This is a genomic window from Leptotrichia sp. oral taxon 221 (assembly GCF_018128245.1).
GTDB lineage: Bacteria > Fusobacteriota > Fusobacteriia > Fusobacteriales > Leptotrichiaceae > JABCPH02.
Map to the genome: position 1 here is coordinate 1,449,365 of NZ_CP072378.1, position 13,865 is coordinate 1,463,229.

Consider the following 13,865-nt stretch of genomic DNA (forward strand, 5'->3'; position numbering starts at 1 on the left):
AGTTTCCCCATATTAATTAAGCTAATAACTTAATTTTTTTCTTATTTAAATATTATATCATAAATTCTTAAATTTTCACTACTTTTTTCATATTTCGCTAATAAAATTAATAGTTTTTTCCATAATTTTTAATTTTTTCCATATTAAATTTTTCAAATAGTTTAAAAAATACGAATTTAATTTCCTTATGAACAAAAAAACTATACAAAAAATCCATTCTGTATAGTTTTTTCTCAAATATTTCTAAATTATTTTTATTAGATAAAATTAATTTCATCCTACAAATCATCCACTATCTTTTACTTACCACTCTTCAAGCTCTCTCTCAACTTATTCAAATTCCCCTTAGCCAATTCATGTCCTTTCTCCACTGCTTGCAAGTAATATTTCTCTGCTTCTTCCAGTTTTCCGCTATTTTGGTACAATAATCCTAAATTGTTCATTGCGTCAGTATCGCCTATTTCAGCGGCTTTTAAGAACCATTTTTCAGTTTCGTCCATTTTTCCTTGCTTTGCATAAGTGATGGCAAGTGGCGTCATTAGAGCTGTTTCTCCAGATTCTATTGCTTGAAGAAAATATTTTTCTGCTTCTTCTAGTTTTCCGATCCTGTCATACAAGAAAGCTAGATTCGATATGGCTTGTGGCTGTTTTTTCTCCATTGCTTGTAAATAGTATTTTTCTGCTTCTTCATTTCGATTTTTATTTTCGTACAAAACTCCTAAATTATTGTAAGCCTCGAAATCTTCGTGTTCAACTGCTTTTTTATAATAAATTTCAGCGTTTATTGTATCGCCTAAAGTTTGGTATAAAAATCCTAAATTTCTAAATGCCGTTTGGTTCCCGTGTTTTATCGCATTCAAATAGCATTTTTCTGCTTCCTTCAATTTTCCATTATTTTGATACAAAATCCCTAAATTGTACTCTGCTTCAAGATAATTTTCTGAAATTGCTTTTATTAAATATTTTTCAGCCTTTTGTAATTTTCCAGAATTAGCGTACAAAATTCCTAAATTATTTGCAGCTTTTGCACTACCATGCTCTACTGCTTGTAAATAGTATTTTTCTGCTTCTTCAAAATTCCCTTTTTTATCGTAATAAATTCCTAAATCATTCATCACATCAGGATTCCCTTTTTCTATTTGTTTTAGCTGTTCAGCTACTAAATCTCTAGTTTTTGATGCCATTTTGCACCTCCTTTTTTTATTTTCTATTAATTTATCTTTTTTCCTTTATAGCGCAAACAATTTTTCAAACGCTTTTTTGGAAACTTCTATAAATTGCAATAACTCATTTTGAGTGAATGTTGCTTCTTCTCCAGTCCCTTGAATTTCCACGAATTCTCCCTTGTCAGTCATAACAATATTCATGTCTACATCTGCGTGAGAATCTTCTTCATATTCCAAATCCAATAAAACTTCACCTTTCACTTTTCCAACGCTAATCGCCGCAACTTTAGATTTTATCGGTATTTCTTTTAATTTTCCTTCATCAATCAATTTTTCAATTGCAAGTTCTACTGCCAAGTAAGCTCCTGTAATTGAGGCGGTTCTAGTTCCACCATCAGCTTGAATAACGTCACAATCTACCATTATTGTTCTTTCGCCTAATTTTTCCAAATCAATCGCAGCTCTCAAGGCCCTTCCTATCAAACGTTGAATTTCCATTGTTCTTCCTGCTACTTTACCTTTCATTGATTCCCTTTGAACACGCATATTTGTTGCTCTTGGAAGCATGCTATATTCTGCAGCAATCCATCCAGAACCAGTCCCTCTCAACCATCTAGGAATTTTTTCTTCAACTGTCGCATTACAAATTACTTTCGTTTTCCCAAACTCGATTAAAACTGAACCTTCAGGGTGAATGATATAATTTTTAGTAACTTTTACTTCTCGCATTTCATCATTTTTTCTGTTATTACTTCTCACTATCGATCTCCTTTAAATCTTTTATTTATTTTTATAAAGAGGAAATTTTTCAGTTAATTTTAAAACTTCTTCTTTAACTTCAGCAATTGCTTCATCATTATCTATATTTTTTAAAACTTTCAAGATAAATTCTGCTACTTTTTTAGTTTCTTCTTCTTTAAATCCACGAGCTGTAATTGCTGGTGTTCCAAGTCTTACTCCACTTGTAATGAATGGTTTTTCTGGATCATTCGGTATCGCATTTTTATTACAAGTAATTCCTGCTTCTTCTAATTTTTTTTCAGCAACTTTTCCAGTAACCTTCAATGGTCTCAAATCCACTAACATCAAGTGATTATCTGTTCCACCACTTACAATTCTAAGTCCACCTTTTGTAAGTTCTTCGGCTAAAACTTTTGCATTTTTTGCAACTTGCTCTTGATATTCTTTAAATTCTGGCGACAATGCTTCTTTGAAAGCAACTGCTTTTGCTGCGATAATATGAGCTAATGGTCCACCTTGAATACCTGGAAATACTGTTTTATCCACTTTTTTAGCTATTTCTTCGTTGTTTGTTAGAATAACTCCTCCACGTGGTCCTCTTAAAGTTTTGTGTGTTGTAGAAGTTACAACGTCAGCGTATTCCATAGGATTTGGATGAATTCCCGCTGCAACAAGTCCAGCAATATGAGCCATATCAACCATTAAATATGCTCCAACTTCATCAGCAATTTCTCTAAATCTTTTAAAATCAATAATTCTAGAATATGCACTCGCTCCAGCAACAATCATTTTTGGTTTTTCAGCTAATGCAATTTCACGAACTTTGTCATAATCAATCAATTCAGTTTCTGGATCCAATCCATACTCTAATCCAACATAGTTTTTTCCAGAAAAATTAATTTTATATCCGTGAGTTAAATGTCCACCAGAACTAAGTCCCATTCCCAAAATCTTATCTCCTGCATCTAGCAATCCAACATAAACTCCCATATTCGCTTGTGATCCTGAATGAGGCTGAACATTCGCAAATTTTGCCCCAAAAATCTTTTTCAATCTTTCAATCGCTAAAGTTTCTACAGTATCAACATTCACACAACCTCCATAATATCTCTTTCCTGGATATCCTTCAGCATATTTATTTGTAAACACTGACCCAGCAGCTTCCATTACCGCCTTTGAAACAAAATTTTCTGAAGCAATTAATTCGATTCCTTCCTCTTGTCTTTTCTCTTCCGCTTGAATAGCGTTATAAATCTCTAAATCGTAATCTTTTATATAGCTCATATTTTCCTCCTGCTAATTAACATTTTTATCTAATTATATCATATTATTCTAAAACTTCATACGATATTTTCCATTTATTAGATTTAATTTTCGAGCTGTAAAATGTTGGTAAATTAATTTCGATTATTTGTTTTCCATTTTCTTTTTTGATAAAAGAATCGTACGAGCAAATAATTTCTCCATTTTCATTTTCCAAATACCATTTTACCTTTTTGGCTTTTATTTCAATTTCAGTTTTTATAGTACATGAATTTGAATCTATCATTCCAATATGAAAAAATGCTATTTTCTCAATATCTGAAATTTCATAGTCTGGATACGGTTTTCCTTCCTCGCCTAAATGATACGAATCATGCACCAACGCACTTTGAATCACAGTTTTCCAAATTCTTTTCCTTAAAAAAACTTGATCTGATATTCGATTCACATCCATATCTTCCTTCAAATAATCTTTCATCAAGCCAAATATATTTTTAATAACACCATTATATCCGCCCCACATACCAGCTAAAATCAATTCATTATGCATTCTCGAATCTCTCATCACATGAAAATATTTTCCAGAATTAAGCCATTCCTTAACCGCAGCCTTTTCCTTGTAAGAAAGCAACGAATCAGCATCTCTTATTATAAATTTATCTACACTCTCATCATCTATTACCAAAAACCTCCAAAAAGTACCTGGTATCTCACTTTGTTCTTGATTTACAAAAATTATTTCTGCATTTTCTTGTTTCAATCTTGAAATAACTTCTTCTGAAACAGTTTTATCTACATAAAATCTACATTTCCATTCTGGATAAATTGACTTTGCTAATTTCACATTCAAAATCGCAACTTCACAATATTTTGGAGAATTTCCATACAATGAATACGAAATTACACTTTTTCTATTACTACCTTCATTATCATAATCCTTTCCAAAAGAATTTTTTAAATTATTTTCAGTAGGATTCTCACATGGAATTTTAAATACTTTTTGAGTCTCATTCGCTTCCTTCTTCTTTAATTTTATTAACAATTTAGAATAATAACTAGATTCCTCTATTTTATTCATTTCCTCGCATATTTCCATTTTTGAATTGTAAACTTCTATTTTATCTCCATCATAATTACTTATAGCTTTATCAATAATTTCATACGCTTCATCATATTTTTTCAGCCTTCTTTTCACATCCGCCATTTCCTTCAAAGCCAATCCGTGATTTGGAACTAACTCTAAAACTTCCGAGATAATCTTTTCCATCAATTCATAATCTTTATTTATAGACGCCTCATTTTTCCTATCCGATAATTCTTTCAATTTTTCATTTATCTCTTCAATATTTTTCATTCTCTCAAAACCTCACTAAATTCTTAACTTTTATAAAAAGTATTTAAAAAAATCATATAAAAAGGAGCTACCACTTGGAAAGCCCCTTTCCTTATAATTACAAACTCTACTATTTTGCAACTTGAATTTTTCTAAAATTGTAATAAAATGCTCTTACTAAATCATATTCAAATGGCGAATTTAAGTCTCCATATTTAAGGCTAATTAACGATCTCGCATTTAATCCTGTCATAACAGGTCTAGTGAATCCATAGATATTTTCATCGAAAACTCCTTTATCAAAGAATAAAGCATCTTCTGCTGCACCTCTTGCTGCTGATTCCATAGCTGTGTCTACTAACGTTCCTACACCATCTCTAACAGTACTAGGCCCTAAAAGTGGCAACACAAGGTATGATCCAGTATTTACACCATAATGCCCTAATGTATCTCCCATTGTCTCCCAATCTTTTTGCATTCCCATATGAGAAGCAACATCCATAACTCCTAGCACTCCTACTGTAGAATTAACAGCCAATCTTCCCAACGCATTCATCGCTTTGCCAGGTTTTAGTTGTAACAATGAATTTACAAAAGTTGGAATTTCTTTAAAATTATTATAGAAATTTGCTATTCCTTTTCTCACAGGTTTAGGAACAATTGCTCCATAAACTCTCGAAACTGGATACGCTATTTTCTCATCAAACTGCGTATTAAACGCATACATTCTTCTATTAAACGGTTCCATTGCATCATTCATCCCCGTCAAATCAAATATTTTACTCGACACAACATAATCTTCATCCAATTCTGTCAAATTATTAGTCAAAACTCCATATGAATCCTCATCAAATGCAACATATCTATTTACATCGCTTTGACCTTTTTTCTTTTTAGATCTAATTACAGAACGAGGAACTTTATCTATACTTTTTCCCGGCTTTTCAACCACAGAACCATCAATAAATTCCACAAAAATATTATCATTCTTCTCATCTTCTATATTTTCCAATTGTGACACATAATTCAAATTATCAATATCTACTAATTTTGATTGTTTTGCTTGAATAACAGTTGTTGCCGCAAACAATGTACAAAAAACCAATAATTTATTATTTTTCTTCATCGTATTAATTTTCCTCCAATTTATCTACCATAAGTTTTGCAACATCTTTATGCCACAAAAGTCCTGTATGACCACCAAAAGGTATCATTACTTTATTTTTAAATGTTTGATTTATATATTCCAAATCTTTATCTGATAATAAAATATCATTTGTAGATGAAATAAATACTATATTCTTATTATTTCTATCAATAAAGTCTTGACTGCTTCTTAAATCAAAATCTGCTATAAATTGATCCAATGTTAAATCAGGATATTTATTTGCCTTTAAATATGGATACAAAATTTCTTTCGCATATTCATCAAATGAAACTGACATTCCTTCAGCAAATTCTTTCGTAAGAGAATCAAATCTCTTATATGATTTCTTATCTGACAATCTTCCCACTGCCTTTTGTCCACTAAATACTTCCCCAGCAAAAGTCATATTTGCTGAATAAAATCTAAATAACAATCCTGTTAGTACTTCTAAATCTTTATCTCCCAATTTTAATTTATTCAAAGGGCTAGTACTAATATCCATATCAGAAAAATTAAGATCTTTAGATGTTATTGATTCATCATTAATTATATTACTAAAATGTGTATCCAAGAATTTTTCCAATCCTTTTGCATCAAAAATTCCATTTTTTACTAAATATCCATCTAATTTTTGAGTAGCTGTCAAAATACTAATTGGCGTATTCAATAATAACGATTTTTTTATTCCTATTTGATGTTTTTGCTCATCTTCTTTTTGGATTAATAATGATTGGAATCCTCCTAAACTATAACCTCCAACATAAATATTTCCATTTATTTTCATTCCATCTTTTTTCTCATCAGCAATTGCTTTTCTAATAATATCGTACATTTGTTCAGATTCAGATTTTATATATCCTGCATAATTATTTTTACTTTGACTAACAATAAACGGCATTGTAGTAACCGAACTAAATGCTATAACGTTGTATCCTCTGTCATAAAACACATTTGCCATATACATAGAAAGTCCACTGTTATACACCGAACCTGTCCCTGAAATTACTATCATCAATGGGGCCTCTTCTTTTTGTTTCCAAACTCCATATTTAAAATCAGACCATTGTCTAAGAATTTCTGGAATTTTTTTCGTTGTCTTTATTGTTCTTACCTTAGGTCCTTTTGCATGACTAAAAGTGTACCACTGATCTTTAGGTGTCCCTAAAACCGTAGCTCTTATCGCATTTTCTTTATGCGGATAATCAACTGCAATCTGCGAAACATCGACTTCATCTGCAAACCCAATCACAGACATTCCTAAAACTATCATCATTAAAAGAAATTTCTTTATCATAACCTGTTCTCCTTTTTTTTAATTTAAAAATCTTTTGTATTTGATTATAACATAATTTTAAGAATTTTTCATTATTTTTTTGACTGAAAAGTCATTTTTATTATAATTTTTAAATATCCACCGAAACCAACTTAGTCTCTCCAATCTCTTTATTCATAGTCACCCCATAAAGTCTATGAGATCCTTTCATCGTTTCTTTATTGTGTGTAATCAAGATAAATTGCGACTTATCGATAAATTTATGTAGCACTTCAACTATTTTTTGTGTATTTTTTTCATCTAACGCCGCTTCAATTTCATCAAAGAATGTAAATGGACTTGGTTTAAACATAAATATTGCCATTATGAAAGAAACTGCTAACATTGATTTTTCCCCTCCAGAAAGTAACATTAGTGTTTGTTCTGGCTTATTTTTGTATCTCACGCTTAATTCCAATCCAGTTTTTAATAAATCTTCAGGATTCGTCAATTTTATGCCACCTTCAGCACCATTTAGAATAGTATCACACATGTACTTGAAATTCTCGCTAATTTTTTCATACGCAAGAGAAAATTTATTTGTAATTTCAACTTCAATCTCTCCAATTAGCTTGAAAAGAGCTTCTCTACTCTCAATCAAATCTTTTTTCTGATTAACAATGCTTGTGTAACGCTCATTTTCTCTCTCAAATTCCTCAATAGAAGCTAAATTTACACTTCCAATTTCTTCTCTACTTTTTTGATTCATCGACAATTTTCGTTTTACAGCATTTAATTCATTCTCGTTTTTCAATTCAAAATATTCTTCATTTTCTTTGATTTTATCCTTTTCAATCGTTTCAAACTCATCTAACTGAGATTGTAATTCATTTTCATTTTTTAGAATTTTTTCCAACAATTTTTCATAATCATTTTTTTCACTCAAAATTCTCATTTCAATTTCTTTTATTTCTTGAATCAAGTCTCTTTCTCGTTTTTCAATCTCTTTTATAGTTATCTCAATTTTTTCAATTTCTTCAAGATTTTCTTGATTATCTAAAACTTTTTTATCAATTTCTTCTTTTTTAGAAGCAATTTTCGTCTCAAAATCCTCCTTCAAAAAATCTCTCTTTTTCTCAAATTCCAATAATTCCTGATATTCACGAATCAATTTATTGTAATCAGCTTCAATTTCTCTGTATCTTGCTTTATTGTTTTCTGTTTTTACCTTCAAAATTTCATATTCTGTTACAATCGTATTCAATTCATTAGTATATTCATCCAAATTACTAATTTTATCCAATTCCTTTTCCAAATATTCCAATTTAGAATTATTTTCTACTATGTACTTTTCAATTTCCTTAACAATTCTCTCATTTTCTATAATTTTTTCTTGCTTTTCAGTGATAAAATTCTCATTTTCTGTAATTTCATAATTTAAAGTTCTTAAAATTCTCTCTTTTTGACCAAATTTTAAATTAAAATTGTCATACTCTGCATTAAATTCTTCGTAATCCTTTAAAAATACACTAAATTCATCTTGTATTTCTTTTTTTTCAGAATCTAATTTTGCTGCTTTTTCTGTAATTTCCTTTAATTTTTTTTCAAATCCTGTTATTTCACTAGAAATCGACTGTAAATCCTTTTCTAATAGCTTTAATTCTTTTTTTCGTTCTAATAATTCGTCTTTCCCTCTAAAAGAATGTCCTCCTGTCATTCTACCACGAGCTGTAATTATATCCCCTTCAAGCGTAACAATCCTGTCACTAAAACCATTTTTCGATAATTGAGCTCCTACATCCAAATTTTTTACAACAACCGCATTTCCATACGCAAATTGCACTATTTTCTCAAGACTTTTATCATATTTAACAATATTTCGTGCAAAATCAATCACACCTTCAACTTTTGGCAATTGCGACAACATTTTCCCAGTCTTAATATTTTCAATTGGTAAAAACGATGCTCTTCCAAGTTTTTTATCTTTCAAAATTTGAATACACTTTTTCCCAATATCAGTATTTTTTACAACAATATCTTGAAATAATCCACCTGATAAAGTTTGAATAGCTTCCTCATATCCAACAGGAATATCAATCAAATTAACAAACGCACCAATCACGCCATCAATTTTTTCATTAAGAATATATTTTATTCCTCTATTAAACGTCTCGTTTTTCTCAATGATATTAATATTTGCTCGTCTTTTTGAATCTAAATTCTCATACTTATATCTCAAATCATTTTTCTGACTATTAATTCTCGAATAATCACTTCTCAACTCATCAATTTCATCATCCAATTGTTTTATTTGAGCTTCTTTTTCTAATTTAAAACCTTCCTTTTCAGCCTTTTTATTCTCAAAATCATCTTTTTCATTTTGTATTTTTTCAATTTCTGATTGAATTTCTTTTTTCTCAACCAAATATTTTTTACCCTCATTTTTCGCAGAAATAACCCTTTTTTCTAAATCTTCATTTTCCCCTCTAAGTTTAATTTTATCTACTTCAAAATCAGAATTTTTCTGAGTTCTCTTTTTAATTTCATCTTCAATATTACTTTTTTTCTCTTTTAATTCAAGAACCTTTTTCTCAACCTCGTCCTTTTGAGCTTTCTTCTCATTTAATGCCTTATTTATTTGATCTAATTCTTCTTTCGATCTTTTAAGAATTTCCTCTTTTTCCTTCGTATCAACATCCAAATTCCCTTTTCTTTTATCTTTTTCATTCGCCTCAATTTCCAAATTAGAATGTTTTTTTACCAATTCAGAATACTCATTTTTCAAATTATCTGTCAAAGAAGTGTTTTCCTTATTCTCTTTCTTTTTAGCCGATAATTTTTCAAAAAGTTCTTCCCTGTGATTATTTTCGCTTTCCCACTCTGAATTTTTCTTTAAAAATTCTTCTTGAACATTTTCCAATTTACTTTTCAATTGTTCACTTTTCGCCGTATAATCAGCCTTTAAAAGATTTTTTTCATTGATTCCATACTCTAAAATCATATATTTTTCAGTATCAATTTTTTGTGTATAACTCTTGAATAATCTAGCTTTTTCACTTTCTTTCTTCAAGTAATTAACTCTTACTTCTAAATCTTTTTCAACATAATCAATTTTCTCAATCTCATTTTTTACTTCTTTTAATTTTTTCTCAGAAATTTCCTTTTCATTTTTAGCTCTTTTTACTCCAGCTGCTTCCTCTATAATTTCCTTCAATTCCATTGGTGAAGAACTAATTATTCTCTCTACTCTTCCTTGCCCAATTATCGAATATGCCTGTTTTCCAATTCCTGTATCAATAAATAAATTATTAATATCTTTCAATCGAACCTTCTTATTATTCAATAAATACTCGTTTTCTCCTGATTTAAAAATTCTTCTCGTAATTTTTATTTCAGAAAAATCAATATCTAAGTATCTATCTTCATTTTCGATAATCAGACTCACTTCTGCCATCGATTTTGGTTTCCTACTTTTACTACCAGAAAAAATAATATCCGAACTTTCTTTCGCACGGATATTTTTATAGCTCTGCTCTCCTAAAACCCATAAGATCGCATCCAAAATATTACTTTTTCCACTTCCATTTGGACCAACAATCGATGTTATTCCATTGTCGAATTCTACAACAGTTTTATTTGCAAATGATTTAAAACCATTGATTTCTAGTGCTTTTAAATACATTTTTTATCTCCCTTTTCCAAAAATAACAATATTTACTGTCTTTAACAACACTTTTACATCAAACAAAAGATCGTGATTTTTTATATAGTATAAATCGTATTGTAATTTTCTGTAAGCATCCTCAACACTTGCACCATACGGATACATTACTTGTGCCCAACCAGTAAGTCCAGGTTTTACAGTATGTCGCAAATTATAATACTTTATTTCCTTCTCTAATTGCTGAATAAAAAATTCTCTCTCAGGTCTAGGCCCTACAAAACTCATTTCTCCCTTTAAAACATTCCACAATTGAGGTAATTCATCAATTCTAGTTGCTCTCATGATTTTCCCCCACTTTGTAACTCTGTTATCATTTTTCACTGCCCATTTTGGACCATCTTTTTCTGCATCAGTTGTCATCGAACGAAATTTTATAATTTTAAACGGTTTATTTCCCTCACCAATTCTTTCTTGTATAAAAAAAACAGGACCTTTTGACTCTAATTTAATTATTATCGCCGCTAAAATCATAATCGGAAAAACGCAAATACTGATTATTACTGCAAAAATTAAATCTAATATTCTCTTTGCCTTCAAATTGAAACTATTATGATAAATTTCAAAACCTGTATTTTTCAAAAACCATTCTGGACTTAAATCTGAAATTGGTAATTTTCTTTCATACATTTCATAAAATTCCAAATAATTATAATACTGCATTCCTTCTAGCTTGTACTCCAACAATTTATCCACTAATTTCGCATCAGATAACAAATTTTCAGAAAAATCAACTACAATATCCATTCTTTTTGATTTCCACAAATTTGTAATCGTTTTTTCTATCGTAGAACTTTCCTCATTTTTTAAAAAACCAATCAATTTGTATTGCGCATCAACTTTAATACTTTCTAACAAATCATTCGTATATCCATTTTCACCAACGAACATAATTCTCTGTCTACCAACTAATCCTGTAATGACGATATATCTAAATGCTATTTGAAACATCGCCATAATCCCAAAAATTATTATTCCCTCATAATAATTAAATATTTTCAAAAATATTGTTGCCAAAGCTATTATTACATTTATTCCAGTAACAATTATCATATCACGCAATCGATATTTACTCGTATAAACATTGAATACATTCGCTACGTAATACAAAATCATCGCACCCACAATTACCAATGCATTTTTAAAACCAAGACCTCTATTCACAATTAGTAATCCAACAAAATAAACCATGACTACTAAAATTCCAAATAAATAAGAATAATTTTTTCTTACACTACTTACTGCCATTTTTCCCTTCCTTTTCTAAATAATAATTCTACTTCGTTTTTAATAAAGCAATTATCGCATAAATCACAAAATAATAAGCTGATTTCAGCACTGACAAACCTTCTTCTTTTCTATAAATATCCCATCTAACCTTCGCTGCTGCAAACTTATTACTTGATCTAGAATTATCCAACACTCGATAAAATGCAAGATTTTCTTGCAATCCGTAAACTTTTTTCACTTCTTTAATAATTTCCAGCCAAAGCACATAATCTTCATTTTTTTCACGCTCTTTAAAATATCTTTTCCCAACTTTAGAAACATCATACATTACTGTCAAACATCCCATATAATTGTTTTTCAATAAATCTGTGTATGTTATTTCACTTTTTACTTTTATTTCATTAATAGATTTCTCATTTTCAGTAACTCTCGTATAATCTGTACAACTAATCGCTGCATCTTTTTCTTTCATAAACTTAATTTGTTTTTCTAACTTATCTTCATGCCAATAATCATCTGCATCAAGAAATGCAATAAATTCACCATCTGCAATATCAATCAGTTTATTTCTACCTTTAACTACACCTACATTTTTACTAGCATTTATAAGTCTTATCCTCGCATCCATTTTCGAGTGCCTTTTAACAACCTCACAACTATTATCCTTCGACATATCATTCATTATTAGCAATTCCCAATTTTCATACGTTTGAGCCAATACCGAATCAATCGTCTTTCCAATAAATTTTTCAGCATTATACATCGGTGTTATAATCGAAACTTTATCTTTTATTATTTTCTTTCTCATTTCTTTCTCCAAGTTTTTTCAAAATTAAATCATACACTCTATCACAGTTCGCTTTATCCGAATATTTCAAAAATTTTGGTCGCAATTTTTCGATTTTTTCATACAAATTCTTTTCATATTTAAAATTATTATTCGTTAAATCTATAATTCCTTGAACGCATTCATCCACATTATAAACCGCTTTCCCAAATAATTCCTTATCCAAATCAACATACGATCCAACTTTCTCCTGATATTCATCTTTATCAAACTGAAAAAATAAAATTGGTTTATTCAAATAAAAGAAATCATACGCAACACTTGAATAATCCGTAATCAAAATCTTCGACTTTTGTAATTCCTTCGTAATTTCACTTTCTTTTGGCAATAATTGAACATTTTTCCCTAATTTTATTTTACTAAAACTCTTTAAATAATCTTGCATCAACTGATGAATATAAATATTAAATTTTATATTATTTTCTTCTAAAAATTTATTCAATTTTTCATTCGTCACAAGCTCCATAATATTTTTAAAATATTCTGTATCCTCAATTTTAGCATCTTCCAACTTAATCCAGTTTCTCCAAGTCGGCATAAAGAAAATTTCTTTTTCACTAACTTCCACTCGGTACAACTTGTCATATCTTGGATATCCTGTCACAAAAGCCGTATTTTCAGGAACTTCCCACCAAGTTGTAGTTTTTACTTTTCTCTCAAATTCTGAATCGCAAATATTGACATCATAAGATTTTACCAACTCTTCTGCTATCTTTTCTGTTTTAGCATTCATCGCTTTTCTCACTTTAAATCCAACTGTTCCATGATTCAAGAATACTTTCAACGTTTTGTAATGAAATCTATTCACAAACGGTACAACAAACAAATACGGAGCAATATCAGCTGAAATTGAGTGGGAAAATAATACAACTTCCGCATGCATAAAATACAAATACGCATTAACACTCCCTTTTATTAATTTTCCACCTAAAATTTTCTTCCTAATTTTTGCACCTTCATTCAAAACCCAAAATTCTTCTATTTCTGGTTTTGCACGTAAATACTCATAAATCGCTCTTCCATTATCAACATATAATTCTCCTGCATTTCCACCAACTAACCAAATTTTTCGTCCCTTAAACTTTTTCTTAGTAAAAGGATACAAGAAATACGCTATCAACATATTGATTAAACATTTAATTTTATCCATCTTTAACCCTTTCTT

10 protein-coding genes are annotated in these 13,865 nt (G+C 29.6%); all 10 read right to left on the bottom strand.

Annotated elements, in window-relative coordinates; all coding sequences use genetic code 11:
- Window positions 1–299 precede the first annotated feature (299 nt).
- Window positions 300–1,184 (bottom strand): tetratricopeptide repeat protein, encoded by an 885-nt coding sequence (locus J4863_RS06435; protein WP_211617969.1) that lies wholly within the window; start codon window positions 1,182–1,184, stop codon window positions 300–302.
- A 45-nt stretch (window positions 1,185–1,229) separates the two neighbouring features.
- A complete protein-coding gene (gene rph / locus J4863_RS06440) occupies window positions 1,230–1,925 on the bottom strand; it encodes a ribonuclease PH (protein ID WP_211617970.1) in 696 nt (231 codons plus the stop codon).
- 21 nt (window positions 1,926–1,946) lie between these two features.
- Window positions 1,947–3,191, bottom strand: a complete 1,245-nt coding sequence (gene glyA / locus J4863_RS06445; RefSeq protein WP_211617971.1) for a serine hydroxymethyltransferase — start codon at window positions 3,189–3,191, stop codon at window positions 1,947–1,949.
- A gap of 43 nt (window positions 3,192–3,234) precedes the next feature.
- Complete coding sequence (locus J4863_RS06450; protein WP_211617972.1) at window positions 3,235–4,524, bottom strand: M48 family metallopeptidase; 1,290 nt, start codon at window positions 4,522–4,524, stop codon at window positions 3,235–3,237.
- A 109-nt stretch (window positions 4,525–4,633) separates the two neighbouring features.
- On the bottom strand, window positions 4,634–5,629 hold the full coding sequence (locus tag J4863_RS06455) for a VacJ family lipoprotein (protein ID WP_211617973.1): 996 nt from the start codon (window positions 5,627–5,629) through the stop codon (window positions 4,634–4,636).
- Window positions 5,630–5,633: 4 nt separating this feature from the next.
- On the bottom strand, window positions 5,634–6,944 hold the full coding sequence (locus J4863_RS06460; RefSeq protein ID WP_211617974.1) for an alpha/beta hydrolase: 1,311 nt from the start codon (window positions 6,942–6,944) through the stop codon (window positions 5,634–5,636).
- A gap of 109 nt (window positions 6,945–7,053) precedes the next feature.
- Complete coding sequence (gene smc / locus J4863_RS06465; protein ID WP_211617975.1) at window positions 7,054–10,584, bottom strand: chromosome segregation protein SMC; 3,531 nt, start codon at window positions 10,582–10,584, stop codon at window positions 7,054–7,056.
- 3 nt (window positions 10,585–10,587) lie between these two features.
- Window positions 10,588–11,871 (bottom strand): exopolysaccharide biosynthesis polyprenyl glycosylphosphotransferase, encoded by a 1,284-nt coding sequence (locus tag J4863_RS06470; protein WP_211617976.1) that lies wholly within the window; start codon window positions 11,869–11,871, stop codon window positions 10,588–10,590.
- 28 nt (window positions 11,872–11,899) lie between these two features.
- On the bottom strand, window positions 11,900–12,661 hold the full coding sequence (locus J4863_RS06475; RefSeq protein WP_249111487.1) for a glycosyltransferase family 2 protein: 762 nt from the start codon (window positions 12,659–12,661) through the stop codon (window positions 11,900–11,902).
- Window positions 12,636–13,850: a CDP-glycerol glycerophosphotransferase family protein gene (locus J4863_RS06480; RefSeq protein WP_211617977.1), complete on the bottom strand. Its 1,215-nt coding sequence runs from the start codon at window positions 13,848–13,850 to the stop codon at window positions 12,636–12,638. Before J4863_RS06480 ends, J4863_RS06475 begins: the two co-directional genes overlap by 26 nt.
- Window positions 13,851–13,865: the final 15 nt, after the last annotated feature.

Coding starts and splice junctions, on each gene's coding strand:
- J4863_RS06460 (WP_211617974.1), bottom strand. CDS start 6,944: ATGATAAAGAAATTTCTTTTAATGATGATAGTTTTAGGAATGTCTGTG.
- J4863_RS06470 (WP_211617976.1), bottom strand. CDS start 11,871: ATGGCAGTAAGTAGTGTAAGAAAAAATTATTCTTATTTATTTGGAATT.
- J4863_RS06455 (WP_211617973.1), bottom strand. CDS start 5,629: ATGAAGAAAAATAATAAATTATTGGTTTTTTGTACATTGTTTGCGGCA.
- glyA (WP_211617971.1), bottom strand. CDS start 3,191: ATGAGCTATATAAAAGATTACGATTTAGAGATTTATAACGCTATTCAA.
- J4863_RS06475 (WP_249111487.1), bottom strand. CDS start 12,661: ATGAGAAAGAAAATAATAAAAGATAAAGTTTCGATTATAACACCGATG.
- J4863_RS06435 (WP_211617969.1), bottom strand. CDS start 1,184: ATGGCATCAAAAACTAGAGATTTAGTAGCTGAACAGCTAAAACAAATA.
- smc (WP_211617975.1), bottom strand. CDS start 10,584: ATGTATTTAAAAGCACTAGAAATCAATGGTTTTAAATCATTTGCAAAT.
- J4863_RS06450 (WP_211617972.1), bottom strand. CDS start 4,524: ATGAAAAATATTGAAGAGATAAATGAAAAATTGAAAGAATTATCGGAT.
- J4863_RS06480 (WP_211617977.1), bottom strand. CDS start 13,850: ATGGATAAAATTAAATGTTTAATCAATATGTTGATAGCGTATTTCTTG.